This window comes from Pseudomonas sp. TH32 (assembly GCF_016650855.1).
Classification (GTDB): domain Bacteria; phylum Pseudomonadota; class Gammaproteobacteria; order Pseudomonadales; family Pseudomonadaceae; genus Aquipseudomonas.
The window spans coordinates 1,543,053-1,564,400 of the sequence record NZ_JAEKFA010000002.1; the positions used below are offsets into that span (position 1 = coordinate 1,543,053).

General features: G+C 60.3%; 21 protein-coding genes and 1 pseudogene. 9 read left to right on the plus strand and 13 right to left on the minus strand.

Annotated elements, in window-relative coordinates; all coding sequences use genetic code 11:
* Positions 1 to 139: 139 nt before the first annotated feature.
* A complete protein-coding gene (locus tag JFV30_RS10705) occupies positions 140 to 1,195 on the minus strand; it encodes an aldo/keto reductase (protein ID WP_169388141.1) in 1,056 nt (351 codons plus the stop codon).
* 182 nt (positions 1,196 to 1,377) lie between these two features.
* On the opposite strand from JFV30_RS10705, the gene JFV30_RS10710 reads away from it, so the two are divergent.
* The 4 genes from JFV30_RS10710 (at position 1,378) to JFV30_RS10725 (ending at position 4,227) form a co-directional block, all read left to right on the plus strand.
* A complete protein-coding gene (locus JFV30_RS10710; protein ID WP_029616002.1) occupies positions 1,378 to 2,094 on the plus strand; it encodes a helix-turn-helix transcriptional regulator in 717 nt (238 codons plus the stop codon).
* A gap of 52 nt (positions 2,095 to 2,146) precedes the next feature.
* Positions 2,147 to 2,488, plus strand: coding sequence for a nuclear transport factor 2 family protein (locus tag JFV30_RS10715; RefSeq protein WP_010172953.1), 342 nt, complete (start codon positions 2,147 to 2,149; stop codon positions 2,486 to 2,488).
* 22 nt (positions 2,489 to 2,510) lie between these two features.
* A complete protein-coding gene (zapE, locus tag JFV30_RS10720; RefSeq protein ID WP_201123577.1) occupies positions 2,511 to 3,644 on the plus strand; it encodes a cell division protein ZapE in 1,134 nt (377 codons plus the stop codon).
* Positions 3,645 to 3,735: 91 nt separating this feature from the next.
* Positions 3,736 to 4,227, plus strand: a complete 492-nt coding sequence (locus JFV30_RS10725) for a GNAT family N-acetyltransferase (protein WP_010172950.1) — start codon at positions 3,736 to 3,738, stop codon at positions 4,225 to 4,227.
* A 100-nt stretch (positions 4,228 to 4,327) separates the two neighbouring features.
* Here JFV30_RS10725 and JFV30_RS10730 read toward each other — a convergent pair whose 3' ends face one another.
* The 4 genes and pseudogenes from JFV30_RS10730 to JFV30_RS10745 all read right to left on the minus strand — a co-directional run bounded on the left by JFV30_RS10730 (position 4,328) and on the right by JFV30_RS10745 (position 9,172).
* On the minus strand, positions 4,328 to 4,543 hold the full coding sequence (locus JFV30_RS10730) for a hypothetical protein (RefSeq protein ID WP_010172949.1): 216 nt from the start codon (positions 4,541 to 4,543) through the stop codon (positions 4,328 to 4,330).
* Positions 4,544 to 4,695: 152 nt separating this feature from the next.
* On the minus strand, positions 4,696 to 6,945 hold the full coding sequence (locus tag JFV30_RS10735) for a TonB-dependent siderophore receptor (RefSeq protein WP_201123580.1): 2,250 nt from the start codon (positions 6,943 to 6,945) through the stop codon (positions 4,696 to 4,698).
* Between the two features lie 156 nt (positions 6,946 to 7,101).
* Positions 7,102 to 8,843: pseudogene (locus tag JFV30_RS10740) on the minus strand (phosphoethanolamine transferase CptA).
* A 152-nt stretch (positions 8,844 to 8,995) separates the two neighbouring features.
* Positions 8,996 to 9,172, minus strand: coding sequence for a DUF6026 family protein (locus JFV30_RS10745; RefSeq protein WP_158000316.1), 177 nt, complete (start codon positions 9,170 to 9,172; stop codon positions 8,996 to 8,998).
* A gap of 244 nt (positions 9,173 to 9,416) precedes the next feature.
* Between JFV30_RS10745 and gnd the strand changes: the two genes are divergently transcribed.
* From gnd to JFV30_RS10760, 3 genes are read left to right on the plus strand one after another with little or no spacing between them, the layout of a single operon-like run.
* Positions 9,417 to 10,424: a phosphogluconate dehydrogenase (NAD(+)-dependent, decarboxylating) gene (gene gnd, locus JFV30_RS10750; RefSeq protein ID WP_272903154.1), complete on the plus strand. Its 1,008-nt coding sequence runs from the start codon at positions 9,417 to 9,419 to the stop codon at positions 10,422 to 10,424.
* Positions 10,421 to 11,944: a glucose-6-phosphate dehydrogenase gene (gene zwf, locus JFV30_RS10755; RefSeq protein WP_201123582.1), complete on the plus strand. Its 1,524-nt coding sequence runs from the start codon at positions 10,421 to 10,423 to the stop codon at positions 11,942 to 11,944. The genes gnd and zwf overlap by 4 nt, the downstream gene beginning before the upstream one ends.
* Positions 11,941 to 12,765, plus strand: a complete 825-nt coding sequence (locus JFV30_RS10760; protein ID WP_201123584.1) for an HAD family hydrolase — start codon at positions 11,941 to 11,943, stop codon at positions 12,763 to 12,765. The genes zwf and JFV30_RS10760 overlap by 4 nt, the downstream gene beginning before the upstream one ends.
* A gap of 137 nt (positions 12,766 to 12,902) precedes the next feature.
* Here JFV30_RS10760 and JFV30_RS10765 read toward each other — a convergent pair whose 3' ends face one another.
* Positions 12,903 to 13,163, minus strand: coding sequence for a hypothetical protein (locus JFV30_RS10765; RefSeq protein WP_010172941.1), 261 nt, complete (start codon positions 13,161 to 13,163; stop codon positions 12,903 to 12,905).
* A gap of 341 nt (positions 13,164 to 13,504) precedes the next feature.
* Here JFV30_RS10765 and JFV30_RS10770 point away from each other — a divergent pair, with 341 nt between their 5' ends.
* Positions 13,505 to 14,833 (plus strand): sigma-54 dependent transcriptional regulator, encoded by a 1,329-nt coding sequence (locus JFV30_RS10770; protein WP_010172939.1) that lies wholly within the window; start codon positions 13,505 to 13,507, stop codon positions 14,831 to 14,833.
* Between the two features lie 65 nt (positions 14,834 to 14,898).
* Here JFV30_RS10770 and JFV30_RS10775 read toward each other — a convergent pair whose 3' ends face one another.
* The 7 genes from JFV30_RS10775 to JFV30_RS10805 all read right to left on the minus strand — a co-directional run bounded on the left by JFV30_RS10775 (position 14,899) and on the right by JFV30_RS10805 (position 20,886).
* Positions 14,899 to 16,212 (minus strand): autotransporter domain-containing protein, encoded by a 1,314-nt coding sequence (locus tag JFV30_RS10775; protein ID WP_010172936.1) that lies wholly within the window; start codon positions 16,210 to 16,212, stop codon positions 14,899 to 14,901.
* A 49-nt stretch (positions 16,213 to 16,261) separates the two neighbouring features.
* Positions 16,262 to 17,011 (minus strand): hypothetical protein, encoded by a 750-nt coding sequence (locus tag JFV30_RS10780; protein ID WP_201123587.1) that lies wholly within the window; start codon positions 17,009 to 17,011, stop codon positions 16,262 to 16,264.
* Positions 17,012 to 17,048: 37 nt separating this feature from the next.
* On the minus strand, positions 17,049 to 17,729 hold the full coding sequence (locus JFV30_RS10785; protein WP_010172931.1) for a C39 family peptidase: 681 nt from the start codon (positions 17,727 to 17,729) through the stop codon (positions 17,049 to 17,051).
* A 61-nt stretch (positions 17,730 to 17,790) separates the two neighbouring features.
* Positions 17,791 to 18,486 carry a hypothetical protein gene (locus JFV30_RS10790; protein ID WP_201126162.1) on the minus strand — a complete coding sequence of 232 codons (696 nt, stop codon included), beginning with the start codon at positions 18,484 to 18,486 and terminating at the stop codon, positions 17,791 to 17,793.
* 79 nt (positions 18,487 to 18,565) lie between these two features.
* Entirely contained in the window at positions 18,566 to 19,123 is a 558-nt protein-coding gene (locus JFV30_RS10795; RefSeq protein WP_169388146.1) for an adhesin, read from the minus strand.
* Between the two features lies 1 nt (position 19,124).
* Positions 19,125 to 19,571: a hypothetical protein gene (locus JFV30_RS10800; protein WP_201123589.1), complete on the minus strand. Its 447-nt coding sequence runs from the start codon at positions 19,569 to 19,571 to the stop codon at positions 19,125 to 19,127.
* A gap of 319 nt (positions 19,572 to 19,890) precedes the next feature.
* Positions 19,891 to 20,886 carry a FecR family protein gene (locus JFV30_RS10805; protein WP_201123590.1) on the minus strand — a complete coding sequence of 332 codons (996 nt, stop codon included), beginning with the start codon at positions 20,884 to 20,886 and terminating at the stop codon, positions 19,891 to 19,893.
* Between the two features lie 151 nt (positions 20,887 to 21,037).
* Here JFV30_RS10805 and JFV30_RS10810 point away from each other — a divergent pair, with 151 nt between their 5' ends.
* A complete protein-coding gene (locus JFV30_RS10810; protein ID WP_201123593.1) occupies positions 21,038 to 21,307 on the plus strand; it encodes a PepSY domain-containing protein in 270 nt (89 codons plus the stop codon).
* Positions 21,308 to 21,348 lie beyond the last annotated feature (41 nt).

Here is a 21,348-nt window from a genome sequence, read left to right on the forward strand (position 1 = left end):
TGGTGAGGGGGCTTGTCTGTGGTGAGGGGGCTTGTCCGTGGTGAGAGGGCTTGTCCCCCGCTGGAGTGCGCAGCGCTCCCAGGATTTTGGGGCCGCTACGCAGCCCAACGGGGGATAAGCCCCCTCACCACATCTGGCCTTAGATAACCGGCGGCCAGCGCAAGTCTTGGGCGTCATCACCAGCGTATCGCGGGAAGCGCTCGGCGATCATCTCGTGGGGCACACCCAGCGCAATCGCACTGGCAGCGTCCAGGCGGGCCACTTGCTCGGCCGAAAGTTGCACCGTCAGCGCGCCCAGGGTGCCATCCAGTTGCTCGCGGGTGCGCGGCCCCAGGATCGGGATCAGCGCGGTGGTCGAACGACGGGCTTTTTCCCGCAGCCAGGCGATGGCGATGTGAGTCGGCGTGGCATTCAGTTCGCCGGCAACCGCCAGCAGGGTGTCGAGCACGGCGGTTTCCCGTGCACTTTTCTCGGCGTGAACCAAAATCCCCAGCTTGCTGGCACGGGTATCGTCCTGGCTGTTGCGGTACTTGCCGGTGAGGAAGCCACCGCCCAGGGGCGACCATAACGTGGCGGCCAGGCCCAGCGCTTCGGCCATGGGCAGCAGCTCACGGTCGGCAGTGCGTTCGGCCAGGCTGTATTCCGTCTGGATCGCCACCAGCGGCGCAAAGCCGCGCACTTCGGCGAGCAGGTCGGCGCGGGCAATGCGCCAGGCCGGGAAGTTCGACAAGCCGGCGTAGTGGATCTTGCCGGCACGCACCAGGTCATCAAAGCCCCGCAGGATTTCTTCCATCGGCGTGACGTTGTCGCTGATATGGGCCCAGAACAGGTCGATGTGATCGGTGTTCAGGCGTTTCAGGCTTTCTTCGACGGCGCGCACCATGTTCTTGCGGTTATTGCCAAGCTTGAGGGTGCCTTCGTCTTGCGGCTGGGTGCGCAGGGTGTACTTGGTCGCGATCACCAGGCGGTCCCGTTCCGAGGCAATGAACTCGCCCAGCAGCACTTCCGATTGGCCGAACTGGTAGCCGTTGGCCGTATCCAGGAAATTACCGCCGGCTTCCAGGTAACCGTCGTAGATCCGCTTGGACTCTTCGCGCTCGGCGCCATGGCCCCAACCCGTGCCGAAGTTGGCGGTGCCCAAGGCCAGCTCTGAAACCCGCAGGCCGCTACGACGGCCGAAGACTTTATTGCGCATACGAGAACTCCTGACGCTGTGATTGATTTAAATGTTTGGAAACATCTATTTAATATGATGTGAGTCATATTTTTCGTCAAGCGGCTTTTTTGCGGGCTGAGGGGAAGGGCGCCGGCTCCTGACACTTTCTGACAGAGGCCTCTGCTAAGCTGCGCGACTTTCCTCTTTCGAGCGTGATCAACGTGTCGCGTACCAGTCGTCTGCTGACCTTGTTGCAAGTCCTGCGGGGCAAAAAACGCCCGGTGACCGCCGCCGTGCTGGCGGCGGAGCTGGAGATCTCCGAACGCACCCTGTACCGCGACATGGCCGAGCTGACCGCCTTGGGCGCGCCGATCTACGGCGAGGCGGGCGTGGGCTACGTGCTGCGTGCAGGGCTGTTCCTGCCGCCGCTGATGCTCAATGCCGACGAGACCGAGGCCATCGTGCTGGGCTTGCGGTATGTCGATCAGCGTGGCGACGAAGTGTTGAGCCAGGCGGCCGCCAACGCGCTCGCTAAGATTGCGGATGTGCTCGACCCGGCGGCGCAGGAAGCGTTGCGCAATCCCACGTTGCTGCCGGGCCCGCCAGGCTTCGGCTACCCGGAAAATCGCGTGCCGCTGAATGTGTTTCGCGAAGCCATTCGCGGCCAGGCCAAACTGCATATCGACTACGCGGATGCGAGCCAGACCGCCAGCCAACGCTTGATCTGGCCCCTGGCCCTGGGCTTTCTCAACGAAGTGCGGGTGATCGTCGCGTGGTGCGAGTTGCGCGGTGCCTATCGCACCTTCCGCACCGACCGTGTGGCAGCCGCGCGCCTGCAAGGCGAGCGTTATCCGGGGCGGCGCAGTGACTGGTTGCGGGGCTGGCGCAAGCTGATGGAACAGAACGAATCCGGGCCATTCACTCCTGACAAGAACTGACACAACGCTGCTTTAGCATGGCTCCATAAATCACTAACAAGGAGCTGTCACCATGTCCCAACCCATCCCTGAACTGGCCCCGGCGATCGCGACCTACATTGCCGCCGCGAATACCGGCGACACCTCGCTGGTGGTCGACTGCTTTGCCGAGGATGCCAACGTGTTCGACGAAGGTGAGCACCAGGTCGGCACCGCCGCCATTGCCCGCTGGATGGAAGACACCGGGCGCCGTTATCAGCCCAAGGTCCAGGTGCTCAATGTGCAGCACCGCACGGGCAAGGTACTGGTCAGCAACCTGATCACCGGCAGCTTTCCCGGCAGCCCGCTGGAGTTGCGCTATACCTTCCGCCTCAATGAGCAGGGCAAGATTTCCCGATTGGACATTTCCCTGTAGCCGTCATGGCATACTGCCGGGCATGACTTTCGACTCGCCACTCGCCGCCTACCAGCACGCCATCACCGAACAGGGTTTCGTCCCCGACGACGCCCAGCGCGAGGCGGTGCAAGCCCTGCAAGACTGCCACCAGGCGCTGCACCACGGTGACAGGCCGATCACCGGCGTGTACCTGTGGGGGTCGGTCGGGCGCGGCAAGACCTGGCTGATGGACCTGTTCTACCAGAGCCTGCGGGTGCCTGCGCGGCGCCAGCATTTCCATCATTTCATGGGGTGGGTGCATCAGCGCTCGTTCCAGCTGACCGGCACCCACGACCCCTTGCAGGCCCTCGCTCGGGAACTGAGCCGGGAAGTGCGGGTGCTGTGTTTTGACGAGTTGTTCGTCAATGACATCGGTGACGCCATCATCCTTGGCCGGCTGTTCCAGGTGATGTTCGAGGAAGGCGTGGTGATGGTCTGCACGTCCAATCAACCTCCGGATCAACTGTATGCGGACGGTTTCAACCGTGATCGCTTCCTGCCGGGCATTGAGGCCATCAAGCAGCATATGCGCGTGGTGGCGGTTGACGGTGGGGAAGATCACCGCCTGCATCCAGGAACCGCGCTGCAGCGCTACTGGGTTGATCAGCCGGGTGCGCTGGCCGAGGTGTTTCGCCAGTTGAGCGGCGGGCAAGCGGTCAGCAGTGCATCTGTTGCGGTCGGCTATCGCTCCATCGTCGCGGTGCAGTCCAGTGAAACGGTGCTGTGGTGCCGCTATGCCGAGCTGTGCGAACAGCCCCTGGCCGCCATGGATTTCATGCTGCTGTGTGATCGTTTCAAGGCCATCTTGCTGGGGGAGGTGCCCAACCTCAGCGCGCAAAAGCGTCCGGGGCGCATTGCCCGCGGCACGGAAGACGCCGCCCAGCGGGTAGATGCCGGTGACCGGGAACTGCCGGAGCTGTCGGTGCATGACGACAGCGTCCGGCGCTTCATCGCGCTGGTGGACGAGTGCTACGACCGCAAGGTGCCGTTGTACATCGAGGCCAAGGTGCCATTGGAGAGCCTCTACACCGAGGGTTACCTGGAGTTTCCATTTCGCCGCACCCTGAGCCGTTTGCAGGAGATGCAACTGGCGCGCTTTGGTGAGCCTGGCGCGCTTTCACGCGGGGAAATGTAGTTAATCTCCTTCAGATAATGCCCGCTCCACGCTTACAATCGAGCCCTTTTACGGGGACCGAGTCCCTGTTGCACCGTTAATGAGGAAGGAAATGGACAGCGCAGACATCCTGGTGCTGCAAGCCAGCTACACCAATCCGGTTCACGCCGAGGCCATTGGCCTGGTGCTCAACCATTACGCTGAAGACCCGATGGGCGGTGGCCACAGCCTGCCGGCCGATCGCCTGGAACAACTGCCGGCGGAGCTGGCCAAGCGTGCGCATGCATTCAGCGTGCTGGCGTTTGTCGGCGGTGCGCCTGCCGGGCTGGTGAATTGCTTTGAAGGGTTTTCCACCTTTGCCTGCCGCCCGCTGGTCAATGTGCACGACGTGGTGGTGATGGATAAATTCCGTGGCCTGGGGCTGAGCCAGAAGATGCTGCAAAAGGTCGAGGAAATCGCTCGCCAGCGTGGCTGCTGCAAAATTACCCTTGAGGTGCTCGAAGGCAATGCGGTGGCACAGTCGGCTTATCGCAAGTTTGGTTTTGATGATTCGGTGTTTGATCCGGAGCATGGCCGGATGTTGTTTTGGAATAAGCCGCTTTAATTAATATTTGTTTAATTAAAGGCGAAAAAAAGGCGCCAGCAAGTGGCGCCAAGTTGACCTTAGCTATCAGAGCGGAATAGCACAGGGTATTACGGGTAAATCAGCTGTTCGGCGTGTTGGTAGTTTGATCGGCAGTTGCGGGCTTTGCAGTCTTGCCGTCAGCCATTGCTGTTTGCTGGGCAGCACCGTGGACTTGTTCCTGGACGAAGGTGAAGTTGTTGTAAAACTCCTTCGAGCGCTCGGAACCGCCCTCTGCGAAGGCGGCTACGGAAGTCATGGTCATCAGGCCGGCAAGGATAACAGTCGAAATTTTCATGGCAGTGTCTCATTTAAGTGTGTTGGGTTCCGCGCGTTGTGGTCAGCGGCGGGATGGGGAGACTGTGGGCCAATAATATTAAGTAAGGGTTAACCTCGGGCTGACCGGAAGTTAACGATTTCGTTAACTTCCAATCTGACGCAGTGATGAAATCAGAGCTTCCAATCCAGTGCAACGCTGATGGAACGCGGGTCTCCCCAATACACGCCATTGTAAAAGCCGACGCGCTCGTAATATTTTTTATCAAATAGGTTGTTGATATTAAGTGACGCCGACAAATGGTCGTCGAACTGGTAGCGGGACATCAAGTTGACCACGGTATAGGCCTGCTGGGTGATCCGTGTGCGCTCCCTGATCAGTGTTCCACTGGTGTCCCGGCCCACCGGGCGGTAGGCAAAGTCGTAGAAGTCGCTCTGCCAGTTCACCGCGCCGCCGACGGTGAGGGCGTGCCATTCGCCGGGCAGGCGATAGGCCGTGGAAACGCGTAGCAGGTTCATCGGCAGGTTGGTATTGTTGCGCTGTTTCTCGCCATTCAGCGAGTGGGTGTAGGTGTAGCCGGCGGTCAGGTTCCAGTCGGGGCGCACCTCTCCGGAGACTTCTACCTCGAAGCCTTGCACTTTGTTGCCTTTGCCGCCGGATTTGTAAAACTGCTCGCCGGTCTCCGTGTCCGGTTGCGCGGTGCTGTCCAGTTCCGCGACGTTGTCTTGTTTGCTCCAGAAGTACGCGGCCGCCAGGTTCAGGCGTTCCTCCAGCAGGCTGCCCTTGAGGCCCACCTCGTAGTTGCTGCCCACCACCGGCTCCAGGTATTTCTTGCTGGCGTCGCGTTCGCTTTGCGGGTTGAAGATATCGGTGTAGCTGGCGTAGACGGTGTACTCCGGGGTCAGGTCGTAGAGCAGGCCGGCGTAAGGGGTCCACATGTCGTTATGGGTCTGGCTGGACTTTGTCGCGCCGAGGTACTGGTCGGTGTCCTTGTCATAGTTATACGTGGTGCTTTCAATCTCCCAACTGCCATAGCGACTGCCCAGTACGGCATGCAAGCGGTCGGTCAGGCTCAGGCGGGTGGCCAAGTAACCGGCCTTTTGCCGGGTGCTGCCTTGTTCGCCCTTGAGGCCGGTATTGGAGTCAGGGAATTTGCCGATCCCGCCCAGGTGCTTCCAGTCGTCGATGCTGGTGTAGCCCTTGGGCACCGGCCCGTCGCGCAGGTGTGGCGAAGAATCACGTTGCTCGGATTCGCCGTAACCCACCATCAACTCGTGTTCACGGCCCAGCAGGGAATAGGAACCCGCCAGGTTCACGTCCACCACGTCCATTTTCGAAGTGCCCAGCATGTGGCTGGTCCAGGCAGTCATGCCACTGCGGTCGGCGTTGGGAAAGCCTGAGCCGCCGTAGTAGACCTTGCCGTCGGTGTCGCTTTCGCGGTGGGTGTAGGCGGCCTTCAGGTGCCAGTCGCCGGCCAGCCGGTGGTCGAGGGTGGCGAAGGTGGTTTCATCTTTCAGCGGCCAGGAACTCCAGTTGGCCGCGATGTTGGCGGAGCGGGGCAACTTGGCTTTGCTGCCATCGCTGTTCCAGTAGGGCAAGGTGCCCCACGCGGTGCCCTGCACGTGTTTGTTCTGGTAATCGAAGCCCACCGCCAGCACCGTGTCGTCGGTGAGGTCGCCCTCGAGGATGCCGTAGCCGACTTCCCGTTGCAGCGCGTAGTTGTCGCGATAGGACTGGCTGTCGCGGTAGGCGAGCACCGTACGGCCCCGCAGGCGCCCATCAAACGCCAGGGGCCCGCCAACGTCCAGGTAGCTGTAGTAATCGTCATGGGAGGCACCACTGACACCCGCCTTGGCCTGCCACTGGGCGGTCGGGCGTTTGCGCACCATGTTCACGGTGGCCGAGGGATCGCCGGCGCCGGTCGTCAGGCCGGTGGCGCCGCGTACCACCTCGACCCGGTCATAGATGATGGTGTCGGCGTCGGACTTCATACGGCCGAAGGTGTTAAGCATGCCGTCAACCTGGAAATTGTTGATCTCGTAGCCGCGGGAGGAGTAGCTGACCCGGTCGGAGTCCAGGTGCTGTACCGCCACGCCGGTGGTCTGGCGCATGACCTCGGTCAGGGTGTTGAGGTTGAAATCATCCATCTGTTGGCGGGTGATCACCGAGACCGACTGCGGTGTTTCCTTGATGGACAGGTTCAACTTGGTGGCCGTGCTCATCGCGCCGGTGGTGTAGGCACCGGTGTGCTCGGTGGTGGCGCCCAGGCCCTGGGCGGTGATGCTGGTGCTGCCCAGCTCCAGGGCTTTGGCCGGTGTGTGTGATTCCTGTTCGGGATCGTTTTCAGCCAGCAGGTCCGGGCTCAGCACCACGCTGAAAAGGCCCAGGGTCAAGGTCATGGAACGGGTAATAGGCGCAAACATCGCGGCGAACTCCTTGTCGTCTATGAAAAATGCCATTGGCTCAAAGACGAAAAGAGGCGAGGAAGTTTAGCGCTAAACGAGAATAATTATTATCTTGGCGCTGCTGGCAAGTCGGGTTTCACCGCGTTGCACGGATGAAACCCGGGGCTATTCAAGCTACTTGACGACCACGTTGGCGGCGTCCGTTTGCTTGGGCTTGATCAGGCTGAAATCAATCAGGGGCTTTTGCTGGCGCGCATACGGATCGCCAATCAACCGGGGTCGAGGCTTGAAGCTGTCACTGACCAGGCTCTTGCTGGGGTCCAGTTCATCGAAGCTCAAGCCTGCCATGTCGGCCCAGGTATGAATCAGCTGCGAGCTGCTGTAAGGCCGCTGCAAGTCACCGGCAAAACTCCAGTCATGGCTTTCGCGCCACTTGGGCGAGGCGTAGGCCATGAACGGAATGGTGTACATCGGCGCTGTCGGCTTGGCTTCGTTGCGGCCCAGGGTGCTGTGGCCGGCCGAGTCGAACACGTCTTCACCGTGGTCGGAGAGGTACAGCAGGAAGCCGTTAGGGTCAGTCTTGGCGTAGTCCTTGATCAGGCTCGACACCACGAAATCGTTGTACAGCACCGCATTGTCGTAGCTGTTGTAGGTCGGCAACTGCGCGTCGCTGACCCCGTCAGGCACGCCCTGGCGATCGGTGAACTTGTCGAAGGTCGGCGGGTAGCGGTACTGGTAGCTCATGTGGGTGCCCAGCAGGTGCACCACGATGAATTTGCGTTCGGCGGTGTCAGACATCGCCTTGGCGAACGGCTCCAGCACGTCGCCGTCGTACTGGCGCGCATTCTGGTTGCGGTTGTTGTTGAGGTACACCTGTTCGTCGGCCTGTTCGGAAAAGGTCGTGAGCATGGTGTTGCGCTTGGTCATGGTCTGCTGGTTGGTGATCCAGAAGGTCTTGTAGCCGGCCTGCTTCATCACGCTGACGATGGACGGAGTCTTGAGGTACAGGTCCGGGTTTTCTTCGTCGGCGAAAGTCAGCACCTGTTGCAGCGCTTCGATGGTGTAGGGGCGCGGGGTGATGACATTGTCGAACACCGCCAGTTGGTCGCGCAGTTTGTCCAGTTCCGGCGTGGTGTTGCGCGGATAGCCGTACAGGCTCATGCGCTGACGGTTGGTGGACTCACCGATCACCAGCACCAGGGTCGATGGCTGGCCGGCCATGCTGTCCTTGAGGTTGGTCAGGGGCGGGATCTTGCTGGCGCTGGTCAGCATGCCTTGCATGTTGTCCAGTTGTTCGGTGTAGCGGCGGTAGGCGACGATCATCTGCCATGGCACGGCCGGCTCGATACGGGTTTCGAAGCGGTCGATGGCCAGTTCCATGGTCTCGCTCTTGGCGATCTGCTTGACCAACGGGTAACCGACGATGGCAATCACAATCGCCGTGGCCGCGAGCATCGCCTGGCCGCGCGGCAGGTACACCGGGCGTACGCGGGTCCACAGGAAAACGGCCATGGCGGTGTGGGCAATGAACGCCAACACGATCCACCAGGCAAAGTATTGGGTGGCGTATTCGCCGGCTTCAGAGATGTTCGACTCGAACATGATGAAGATGACGCTTTGGGAGAATTCCTGCTGGTAGATGAAGAAATAACCCAGGCTGGCCATGGAGCAGGCCCACAGCACCACGCCAATCACCGCGGCCACCAGGCGCGCGCGACGGGGAACAACAGCATCGGCGCCAGCCACAGGGCGCTCATGAAAAATGCCTGGCGGAAACCACTGAAGCCGGAGGTGCCGGTCAGTTGGATCAGCAGTTGGGTAATACCCGAGAAGTACCAGAAGAACAGGAACATCCAGCCAAGGCCGGCCCAATCAAAACCTTTCGCAGACGTAGTGCTGCGTTTGAACATCGCCATCCAGCGCTCCAACCCGGTAAATTTCAGTCGACGCGCAGGGACGCACGCAACAGAGGGCCTGCGCACGTGGCGCGGCCCTATTCGGCGGGAGTATCGGGATGGGGATGTGAAAACTTCGTGAGTTATTCCTGAACGGTTCGTTCAGCTCACGTTCAGCAAAGGGCGGGCTGGGTGCCGGACGGCTGATTGAGCTGCCCTTGCAGGTGCGAGCGCAGACGCATGACTTCCTGTTGCAGTTGGTCGCGTTCGTCTTTCAACTGGCGCAATTCATCGCGGCGGATGCTGACATAGAGGGTCTGTGGTGGGCGGGTCATGTGTGCAGTGCTCATTGCTTACCTCGCAAATGGCGGGTGTATCGCGCTGCCAGAGCGCTTGATTCGAGGCTCTCGGCAACAGTCGGCGCAATTCTGAATTCTTTTTTAAACAAAGGGAACTTTTTTATTTTTGGTGGTCGCTGTGACTTTTTCAGGGGTGAAGGCTAAAGCATGGCCACTTTTTGTCATGAAACTATGCCAATCCGCTCTGGACTAACCCTCATTAGCCTCATTGCGCTATAAACTGTGACACACATTTATTCGTAGTAAGGAGCATCAGCACATGCAACTGGGGATTATTGGACTAGGCCGCATGGGTGGCAACATTGCGCGGCGCCTGATGCTCAATGGGCATACCACCGTGGTTTACGACCGCAATGAAGCATTCGTAAAAGGGTTGGCAGGCGAGGGCGCCACGGGCGTTGCCGACCTGAAGGGCCTGGTGGCCGGGCTGCAGAAACCCCGGGCGATCTGGGTGATGCTTCCGGCGGGCGACCCGACCGAGCACACCATTGAAGAACTGAGCCAACTGCTGGAAGACGGTGACGTGATCATCGACGGCGGCAACACCTTCTATAAGGATGACATCCGCCGCGCCAAGACCTTGTCGGAAAAAGGCCTGCACTATGTCGACGTCGGCACGTCCGGCGGTGTCTGGGGCCTGGAGCGCGGCTACTGCATGATGATCGGTGGCGACGCCGAGACCGTTCAGCGCCTGGACCCGATCTTCGAAAGCCTGGCACCTGGCCTGGGCAACATCCCGCGCACCAAGGACCGTTCTGCCACTGCGGACAGCCGGGCCGAGCGTGGTTACATCCACGCGGGCCCAGCCGGTTCCGGGCACTTCGTCAAGATGATCCATAACGGCATCGAATACGGGATGATGCAGGCCTTCGCCGAAGGCTTCGACATCCTCAAGACCAAGAATTCGGAAAACCTGCCGGAAGACCAGCGGTTCGACCTCAACGTTGCCGATATCGCCGAAGTCTGGCGCCGTGGCAGCGTGGTGTCGTCCTGGCTGCTGGACCTGACCGCCGATGCACTGGCTACCGATCCGAAGCTCGACGGTTATTCCGGCTCGGTTGCCGACAGTGGCGAAGGCCGCTGGACCATCGAAGCCGCGATGGAGCAATCGGTGCCGGTACCGGTGCTGTCGAACTCGCTGTTCGCGCGTTTCCGCTCGCGCCAGCAAAGCACCTACGGTGACAAAATGCTTTCTGCCATGCGCTTCGGCTTTGGCGGCCATGTGGAGACTCCCAAAAAATGACCGCTAACGGCAAGAAACCCAAGGCCGAACCTGCTCCGCCCACCACACTGTTTCTGTTTGGTGCCCATGGTGATTTGGTCAAGCGCCTGCTGATGCCGGCGCTGTACAACCTCAGTCGCGACGGGCTGCTGGGCAACGGTTTGCGTATTGTGGGCGTTGATCACAACGCTATCAGCGACGCCGATTTCGCCAAGAAACTCGAGGACTTCATTCGCACCGAGGCCGCCAGCAAGGTCAAGGGCAATGCCGAGAACGCCCTGGACCCCGTGTTGTGGGACCAGTTGGCCAAAGGCATCAGCTACGTCGAGGGCGATTTTCTCGACGACGGCACCTACGCCGATATCGGCAAGAAGATTGCCGACAGCGGCACCGGCAACGCGGTGTTCTACCTCGCCACGGCGCCGCGCTTCTTCGCCGAAGTGGTGCAGCGCCTCGGCGCGGCCGGCTTGCTGGAAGAAACCCCGGAGGCGTTCCGCCGGGTGGTGATCGAAAAGCCGTTCGGCTCGGACCTTGCCACCGCCGAAGCGCTGAACGCCTGCCTGCTCAAGGTGATGAGCGAGAAGCAGATCTATCGCATCGACCATTACCTGGGCAAGGAAACCGTCCAGAACATCCTGATCAGCCGTTTTTCCAACGTGCTGTTCGAGGCGTTCTGGAACAACCACTACATCGACCACGTGCAGATTACCGCTGCCGAAACCGTTGGCGTGGAAACCCGGGGCAGCTTCTTCGAACACACCGGCACCTTGCGGGACATGGTGCCCAACCACCTGTTCCAGTTGCTGGCGATGATCGCCATGGAACCGCCGGCCGCCTTTGGCGCCGATGCGGTGCGGGGCGAGAAGGCCAAGGTGATCGGGGCGATACGGCCCTGGTCGCTGGAAGACGCACGCGCCAACTCGGTTCGCGGCCAGTACACCGCCGGTGAAGTCGCCGGCAAGCAACTGCCGGGGTACCGTGAAGAGGCCAACGTCGCGCCAGACAGCAGCACCGAGACCTTCGTCGCCCTCAAGGTACTGATCGACAACTGGCGCTGGGTCGGCGTGCCGTTCTACCTGCGCACCGGCAAACGGATGAGCATCCGCGACACTGAGATCATCATCTGCTTCAAGCCGGCGCCTTACGCGCAGTTCCGGGATACCGAGGTCGATGAGCTCAAGCCGACGTACCTGAAGATCCAGATCCAGCCCAATGAAGGCATGTGGTTCGACCTGTTGGCGAAAAAGCCCGGGCCGACCCTGGACATGGCCAACGTCGAGCTGGGTTTTGCCTACAAGGACTTCTTCGAGATGCAGCCGTCGACGGGTTACGAAACCCTGATCTACGACTGCATGACCGGCGATCAGACCTTGTTCCAGCGCGCCGACAACATCGAAAACGGCTGGCGTGCGGTGCAGCCATTCCTCGATGCGTGGAAGCAGGATGACGGTATCCAGGCCTACAAGGCGGGTGAAGACGGCCCGGCGGCGGCTGATGCGTTGCTGGCCCGCGATGGCCGAACGTGGCACAGCCTCGGATGAGTGACTTGCCGAGCCAACCCATCCGGTTTGTCCTGAGTGATATGGACGGCACGTTGCTGCATCCCGATCACAGCCTCAGCCAACGTACCATCGATACGGTTCGCGCCTTGCGCGCAGCCGGGGTGTTTTTCAGCCTGGCCAGCGGGCGGCCGCCGAAGGCCATGCGTCAGCAGGTCGAGGCGCTGGGTGTCGATGTGCCCATTGCCGGCTTTAATGGCGGCACGCTGGTCAATCCGGACGGCAGTATTCTGGTGGCGCATCACTTGCCGGCCGAAGCCGCGCTGGTGGCATTGGCCTTGTTTACACCGCAGCCGGACGTGGAAGTCTGGCTGTTTGCCGACGGCGACTGGCTGCGCCGTGATCCTGGCGGACCGATGGCGGTTCGCGAGGAACACGGCCTGGGCTACGGGGCGATTGTTGTGGAGAGTTTCGAGCCGTTTCTGGATCGGGTCGACAAGATTGTGGCAGCCAGTACCAATACCCAACTGCTGATGGAGCTTGAAGCGCAGTTGCAGCCGAGAGTCGAAGGATTGGCGCAGGTCTCACGCTCGCAGCCGGTATTTCTGGACGTGACGGCGATGAAGGCCAACAAAGGCGAAGCCTTGAGAACCCTGGCGGCGCATCTGGGTGTACCGCTTGAGCAGACGGCGGTGATTGGTGATGGAGGCAACGACCCGGCGATGTTTCACGTGGCCGGGCTGTCGATTGCCATGGGCCAGGCCGAAGAAGTGGTCAAGCGCCAGGCCAGCGTCGTGACCGGAAGCAATGTCGATGACGGCGCAGCGGAAGCCATAGAGCGGTTTATTCTCTCGGCCTATTGATTGGCAAACACAGTAATAAGTAGTCAGCTATGCAAAGTTGCAACTTGCATGGCTGGCTGCGCATCCATGTTATTTCCAGTCAATATACTGCGTCGTCGGGCGGCACACTTTCTTGTGCCGCCCAACGCCAGTTTCAGTTACTTGGGCATCGCCCAGGATTGCAACTGATAGCCATCTTTGTCGAGTTCGGCGCGGGCTTGCAACAGCAAGTTCTCAAGCTGCGCCGGGTCGGAATAAGTGCTGGAAGACAGCTGCTTGCTGCCGATGCGGGTATTGGTGCGGTCGATGACGCTCAGGCTCAGGGCGCCGTTGCCGTCGTGCCAGGCCACACATTGAAAGGGCTGGAAGGCACGGTCTGCGATCAAAAGAGCTTCGTTGATGCGGAGCGGGGCGTTCATGGGGTCTTCTCTCTAAATGCCCATTCAAGTGAAGTCGTTGGTTGGGCGTGCCTGACGACTGGTTACTTGTACTGATGCACGATCACCGGGTACGGGTCACATGTTAGAAGAAGATTTTTCAACTTTCCCTGATTAATGTCATGTAAGGGGCTATTTTGAAAGCTTCACGAAAGTTACGCCGCGACAATTGACCGCAGGGCCGTAACGGAAAAGCGCGGTTTGCCCACGACTTATAGCGAATCGGTACAAAGGCCGCGTCAAGATCTTGCTAGGGTTACCAACAGACTTCCCAAATAGCTGTTTTTAAATAACTTTAACGATTTTGACGCCAAGGAATAGTCATGATTGTTACACCTGCCCAGCGCCGCCTGCTTGTGGTCGATCCCTGTGATGACTGCCATCGGCTGTTGCCCGGTTTGCGCGCGGCGGGGTGGGACGTGGACAGCTGTGCCCTGGAGGCCGTGGGTGAACGCTCCTGTGACGTGGGATTGTTGCGTCTGCAGCCGTTTCACCTGGAGCGCCCCGAAGCGGTCAAGGAGCTGATCAGCCGCAGCGGCACCGAGTGGATTGCCGTACTTAACCAGGAAGTGCTGCGCCTGCAGAATGTCGGCGATTTTGTCTGCGAATGGTTTTTCGATTTCCATACCCTGCCGTTTGATGTGTCACGGGTGCAGGTCACCCTCGGCCGCGCTTTCGGCATGGCGCGCCTGCGGGGCAAAGGCAACAACGCGCCTGCCGGCCAGCCGGAACACGAACTGCTGGGCGACAGCCGCCCCATCCGCGAACTGCGCAAACTGCTCGCCAAACTGGCGCCCACTGAATCCCCGGTGTTGATTCGTGGCGACAGCGGCACCGGCAAGGAATTGGTTGCCCGCACCTTGCACCGCCAGTCCCAGCGCCACGCCAAGCCGTTTGTGGCGATCAATTGCGGGGCGATCCCCGAGCACCTGATCCAGTCCGAACTGTTTGGCCATGAGAAAGGCGCCTTTACCGGCGCCCATCAGCGCAAGGTCGGGCGGATCGAGGCGGCGCATGGCGGCACGTTGTTTCTCGATGAAATCGGCGACCTGCCCATGGAGCTGCAAGCCAACCTGCTGCGCTTTCTCCAGGAGAAACAGATCGAGCGCGTTGGCGGCAGCCAACCGATTCCCGTGGACGTACGGGTGCTGGCCGCCACCCACGTGGACCTGGAAGCTGCGGTTGAAAAGGGCACCTTTCGTGAAGACTTGTATTACCGGCTCAACGTCCTGCAAGTGGTGACCGCGCCGTTGCGCGAGCGCCATGGCGATGTGGCGATGCTGGCCAACCATTTCTCACACTTCTACAGCCAGGAAACCGGCCGCCGCCCGCGCAGCTTCAGCGAAGACGCGCTGGTGGCCATGGGCGAGCACGGCTGGCCGGGCAATGTGCGGGAATTGGCCAACCGCGTACGCCGTGGCCTGGTACTGGCTGAAGGGCGGCAGATCGAGGCCGTTGATCTGGGACTGCAAAGCCAGCAGGCAATCGCGCTGCCGATGGCTACACTGGAAGATTACAAGCACCGCGCCGAACGCCAGGCGCTGTGCGATGTGCTCAACCGGCACAGCGACAACCTGAGTGTCGCGGCCCGTGTGCTGGGGGTTTCCCGGCCGACGTTCTACCGGTTGCTGCACAAACACCAGATCCGCTAGGGCGGGTAAACCGAAAAGCCCCGCAACGACCCTTATCGTTGCGGGGCTTTTCCCGTTGTCATGCCTTAAAAGTAATACGGGAACTTCAGGCTGAAGCTGAACGACGGTGCATCCGGCGTGATCCCGATCGCCAGGTTCGGCACGATCGTCAGGTTGTCGGATGCCGCAATCGTCATGCCGACGTTGAAGTAACCCGCGTTGGCGTCGCTGGAAACCACCGACTGCCAGTCGCCGCCATCCGGCTTGAGCTTGCTCCTGCGTTGCACCAGGTCGGACACCGAGAACGACATACTCATCTTCTCGTTCAACGCAAACGCCACGCCTGCGCCGATCTGGAAGCTGTCGCCCAACTGCACTTTGCCGGGGGTTTTCTGGCCGACCTGAGAGCTGATATCGCTGAACGAGTCCTCGAAGTTGTGGGTATACGACAGCGAGCCAAACAGTACCGCCGGGTCGAAAGTCTTGACCAGCGAGATCCCCGGCGTGATCGACCATACGCCGTTGCCGGTCGGCAGGCTTTCCGGTACGAAGAGGTTGGTATTGCTTGATGACTGGACCAGCTTGATGCCGAATGGGTCTTCGCCGGTGGGCGCCTTGACCCGCACCGACACCACCGCATCCGGCAGGTTGACGCTTTCGTCGAGGAACTTGTAGGCAATCCCGAAGTTGATGTCCCCGATAGTCGGGTCGCGGGTGACCGACTGTTCCGAGGTCGCCGTGCCGCTGCCACCGTTGGCGCCGCCGGACTGGTAAGTCGACTCGCGGTACACCACCGGCACGTTCACGTCGAATTGCCAGCGGTTGTCGAGGTTGTAGCGGCCCGTGAGGTCGAGGGTCCAGTTATCCGACTTGATCCGGTCCAGGTTGATGTTGCCAAGGAAGATCGAGTCCAGTGCCAGAAAACCGTTGAGGGTCAACTGGCGCGCGTCGTAGCGCGAATAGGTGACGCCGGTTTCAAAGCTGAACTTGCCGTTGCCAAAGAAGCCGCTGGCCTCGTTGTACAGGTTGCTCACGCTTTGCGCCGGGGCCGAATCATCCTTGAGGGATTGGCCGTAGGACGCGCCACCGGCCGCACCGCCCGAGGCCGCAGCGGCGCCGGTACGCGGCGTGTTGCCGGCCACGGTCGTGCCACCTTTCTGGAAGTCCGCCGGGGATTTGGCCAGGCGTTTGGGGGGCGGGGCCACCGGCTGCTCCTCAACCTGGCGCACCCGTTGTTCCAGCACCGCCAGTGCTTTTTGCTGCACTTCGTAGCGTTGCTTGAGCTCCAGCAATTCCTTTTTCAATGTGTCTATATCGGTGTCCGGCGCGGCATACAACATAGATGCGGGCAGGAGCGTGCTTAAACAAATTACGGCACGTAACGATAGCGATCGATGCATGAAATAAGCCGTCCCTTTCTATTGCACTAGTGTCGAGGCACAGCGTAGTTCAATAACCGTTAGCGCGTAGGCCCCTGAGTTGATTCAGGTTGAGGTTCTGCCCCAAATTGTTCAAACCGTTATTGCCCAGTACCACGTTGAGCTGCGTCATGTTGCTGACAAAGTTGCTGTTACCCTGCAAAACCGTGCCCTGCAGAACATTCCCGCCGCCAATCTGCTGCAAGGCATTGCCCTGGTTGTTGTTGGCCAGGATCGCCATTTGCAGCCCGCCATTGGCCGCCGAAACGGTAACCTGACCGGCACCGGTGCTGCCGGTAATCGGTTGGCCTGCCACCAGCGCTTGCCCGGATTGCACGACGTTGGCCGGTGACAAACCGTTCTGGTTCACGTTGATATTGACGTTGTTGCTGGCGGTGTTGCCGTCGCCGGCAGCGCGCACACTTTGTGTCACGCCCTGGCCAGAGCCCAGGCCGGCACCACCGACGACGGTGCCCGTGCCATTGGGCTGGTTGGGCGAGACTTTAGTGGGGCTGTCGGTGACCTGCACATAAAACTGCGGAGTGACGGTCGAGGCGTTGACGTTCATGCTGGCCGAGCCGGTGACGCTGTCGCCGGCGGCATTGGTCCAGGTACTGCTCATTACAATCCCGAAACTGATGATCCGGCCCGGCATCACATAGCGACCACGCAAGTCAGCCAGTTCCGAGTCCTTTATTTCAATCGGCTTGAACACCGATGACGCATAAGCGGGCATTGAGGCTGCCAGGCACATGACCGTCAGCCAACGGTAAGTGTTCATCGTTTGCTCCTGGAGCATCCTGCCCCTTATTGCGCTTCTAGAAGAAGTCGCTCTGGATAAAACCGAAATCCATCAATTCACTGTCCCGGACCGGACTGAACTCATTGATCCTGTTTTTCGCGGTCAGCGGGGTGGGCGGATCAAGCAGCACGTTGGTCTTGTCGTAGCCTTCGCCCAGTACGGCGAAGACGATGCCATTCCAGCCTTTGACGAAGTCATCACGGGCGTAACGCTTGTGGCCCAGTACCGGATCGCCGATGTAGACCCAGTCTTTGTCGGCGCGCTGCATCACCACGAAGTGCTTGTAGCCGCGGATCTCCAGCAGCACCACCACCGGGATTTTCACCGTGAGCAGGGTGTCTGCGTTAATCCGGTAACCCCGGGCGCGCATGCCGATGCTTTCCAGGTAGCGCTTCATGTCCAGCATGGAGAAGCCCTGGGTGCGTACCAGGTCCTGATCGGCGTTGACCAGCATGCCCTTGATGATGTGGTCTTCATCCACATCCATCCAGTAGGCCTGGCGCAGGATGGTGGCCAGGGCGGCGGCACCGCAGCTGAAATCGGTTTTCTGTTCCACCAGGTTGGCGAACTTGCGTTCACGGATGCTCTCGACCTTCTTGAAGATCACGCCACCGCCGGGCATGGCAGCAATCGCCATTTGCCCTGCCCAAGTCGGGCCGGTGAGCAGTAACAGGAAGGTGAGCGCGATGATCCGCATGATCGAATGGCCTGGAGGACACTGGAATAAAAAGGGGCCTTGTTGCCAAGGCCCCGTTGGATCAGAAGCGCACGCCAGAGGAGATCACAGTGGTGTTGCCTTGCTGATTGCCCACGCCTGCAGAAATGTTGGCGCCCAGGTTGCCCGAAGAGCCATTAAGCGAGTTGTTGGCGCTGGCGTTGTTCACGACAGGCAGGTAGGTGTGGCTGCCCCATGGGCCAGACTGAGTGGCCACGGTGTTCAGGTAGGCGTTGTCCACGCTGGTTTGCGTGGTGTTGCTCGATGCGGCAGCAGCAGCACCCTTGGCCGAGGAAATAGCCAGTTGGTTTTTCTGTTGGTTGAAGTTGCCCGCGGTCGCGTTCACGCCCAGGTTGCCGGAGCTGCCGTTGGCCGAGTTGTTGAGCGAAGCGTTGTTGTGGGTAGCCACTTGCACCGAGATGTTGTTGTGGTTGTCTTGGGTAATGGTACCCAGGGCAAACACGGCATCTGCGTCACCGGCCGCAATGGCGGTCTGGTTGTCTTGTTGGTTGCCATCACCGGCTGCGATGTTGGCCTGGGCGTTGCCGCTGCTGCCGTTCAACGAGTTGTTGGCCGATGCGTTGTTCTGGGTGCCCAGGTTGAGCACGCCGTTGTGGTTGCTCGATTGCGCGTCGGAAACGGCGGCTACCACAGCGGTAGGCTGATGAGTAGGTGGGTTGGCATGTGCGGCGGCAGCCATGATTGCAGCGAGAGCGAACGCCAGTGGTTTAAGAGCCATTGTAGTTTTCATGGTATTTCCCCTTGCTTCTAATTAGTTGGTTAAGTGTTGGTACGGTCCAGCTTCTAGCTCCAATGAATCATTGGATTTGCACATTCAGGGCGTTAGCCATGCGGTTCCCCACCCCGGCACTCTGATTCACCTGTACCACTCCACGGCTGCCGGTGAAGGCCTGGTCGCTTGTGACGACCTGGCGGCTGCCAGTGGTAGAGGTGAACCCTGAGTTTGGTGACAGCGCCACGTTCTGTTGCGACATGACGCTGTCGTCGATGCTTTGCGGGCCAGCATTCACGCTGATCCGCACCGCATTGATCATCTGGTTGTTGGCCCCGGCCGACTGGTTGACGCCCAGTACACCGTTGCCATTGCTGAAAGAGTTGCCCTGGATCGCCACCTTGGCGTTCTGGGAGCGGTCGGCAGGTGCGCCGCCGATGGTCTGGCTGATGGAGCCGCCAGCCTGGGTGTTGGTGCCGGCTGAAATCGCGCGGCTGTTGATTTGCTGCTGCTGATCACCGGCTGCCTGGTTGATCGAGATAATTCCGTTGTATTGGGTGCCGGAGTTGTCGATCACTGCGCTGTTGTCAGCCATGGCTGCTGAGCTGGCCAGGATCGCGAGGAACAACCAGGAATGGTTCATCTCACTGGCCTCCCATCATGGCGCCGATATTGTTCAAGGGAGCCATGCCGCGGGAGATTGAGCCGTTGATCTGGCCCGAGAGGCTGGAGCCGCCACCATGGCCGGCTGCTGCGCCTGCACCGAGGCCCACGCCGCCGCCGTTGTTGGTCAAGCCGGGAAGGTTGCCGCCAGGCAAAATGGCGCGAGTGATACTGGAGCCGCTGCTGATGTTCGCGTAGTCGTTATCGCTCAGCTCATTGGTGGCACGCAGAATCTGTGGCGCCGCATTGGCATTGACGGTGACGGGGTTGGGATCGACGCCGGCAGTGCGGCCTGCCATGTGGCCCTGGACGGTGCGCTGAATCACGATCACACCGTCGCCTGCCGCGAGCACTGGAGGGCTCACGCTGGTACTCAATACGCAGCTGATCAGCAGAAGGCTCAATGAGCCTGGATTAAGTGTCTTCACGACGGCGTTCCTTATTCTTGGCGCTGACCCTAAACAGCGCTGTCAGGAAGAGAGCAGGAGCTGTGCCGCTTTTTATTTTATGAACGGATTCAAGGCGTTATGAGCGCGACGAGCGCCGCGCAGGCAGGAGGTGTTCCAGAAGTGAGACAGCCGGCACGCGTGCAACCCGCCCGGCAGGTGTCTCAGGGATGAAACAGCGGGCGTCACAAACCCGGCAGTCCGCAGCCGGCTGTCAGCTCAGCCGGTGCAAGTGTTTCAAAAGTGGACAGTTACAGGCGCAGGGTGCCAGGGAGGAGGGCGCAGTCGCCTGGACCGAAGGTCAGCTTTTCGGGGTTTTACGCGGAATGGAATTGAGCACGGGGTTGCCGTCCTGGTTCTGGGTCAGGTAGACCGGCAGCACCTTGGGCAGGGAGGGGACGAGGTTGGACACTTCGTTGATGTTGTAGATACCACCAATGCGAATCGCGCCGGTGCCGGCGTCGGCCAACATCACGGGTTTGCTCAGGTAGCGGTTGATCAGCGGCAACGCGTCGGCCAGGGCCAGGTTGTCGAGGATCAGTTTGCCGTCACGCCAGGCCAGGGCGGTGTCGCCCGGGGCAATCGGCTGGGCCTGGGGGCTGGCGTCACCGTGGCTGTAACTGGCCTGCATCCCGGGGGACAGGCGCAGGCCGCTGTGGACGTCGTCACTGCTCACCAGCACCGAGCCTTGCAGCAGCATGACCCGTACGTGGTCTTCGTATTTCCAGACGTTGAACTGGGTGCCGGTCACCCGAACCTGGCCGTCGCCGGCGTGCACGATAAACGGGTGTTGCGGGTCATGGCTGACCTTGAAAAACGCCTCGCCCTTTTTCAGGATGACCCGGCGCTGGTCCTTGTAATTGCTGTAGACCAGTTCGGTGCCCAGGTTCAGCTCCACCTGGCTGCCATCGTCCAGGGTGACCTGGCGCAGGGTGTTTTCGGCTTCGTAATGTTTGTATGAGCTGGGCAGCCAACCGGCTTCCCAGCCGGTGAAGGCCGCCAGTGGCAACGCCACCAGGCAGATTGCTGCGGCCACCGCGTAATGGTTTAAACGGCTGCGAGGCTTCAACTGCATCACCACAGGCGCCGGCGCACTGCGTGGCAGGTGATCGGCAACGTCCCAGATTTCCAGCATGGCCGCATATTCGAAGGCGTGCAGTGGGTGCGCATCGTGCCACTGCTCGAAGGCCTGGCGCTCGACCGTCGTGCAGTCACCCGCATGCATGCGCATGCACCAGTGCGCAGCGGCATCGGTGATGGCGTCGTATTCGGCTTCTGAAAGGGACTTATCTGTCATTAACTCATCCTGATTTCCCACATTCTAACCTCCACAGCAGGACCGGGAGAACAGCCATCATGGCGAATGAACATCAATTGGAACTAATTCTCGTCTGCAAGGCCCTAAAAATCAGGACAGGTCACATTCTTTCCCTCAATGGAGTACGAAAATGTTGAAGAAAACCTTAGCCGCCCTCGTTGCAACCTCTGCCTTGCTCACTGCCGGTGCTGCCTTGGCCGACAAGCCCGGTGCGGGCTGGATCACCATCGAAAAAGCCATCGAGACCGCCAAGACCAAGGCCGGTTATATCGAGATCTACAAGATCGAAGCCGACAACGATGGCTACTGGGAAGGGGAAGGGCGCAAGTCTGATGGCATCGTCTATGAGTTCCGCATCGACGGCGCCTCAGGCAACGTGTTGCGGGACCAGAAAGACTGATACGCGGTAAATGAACCTGCGCAGACCCGGTCCGGGCCTGC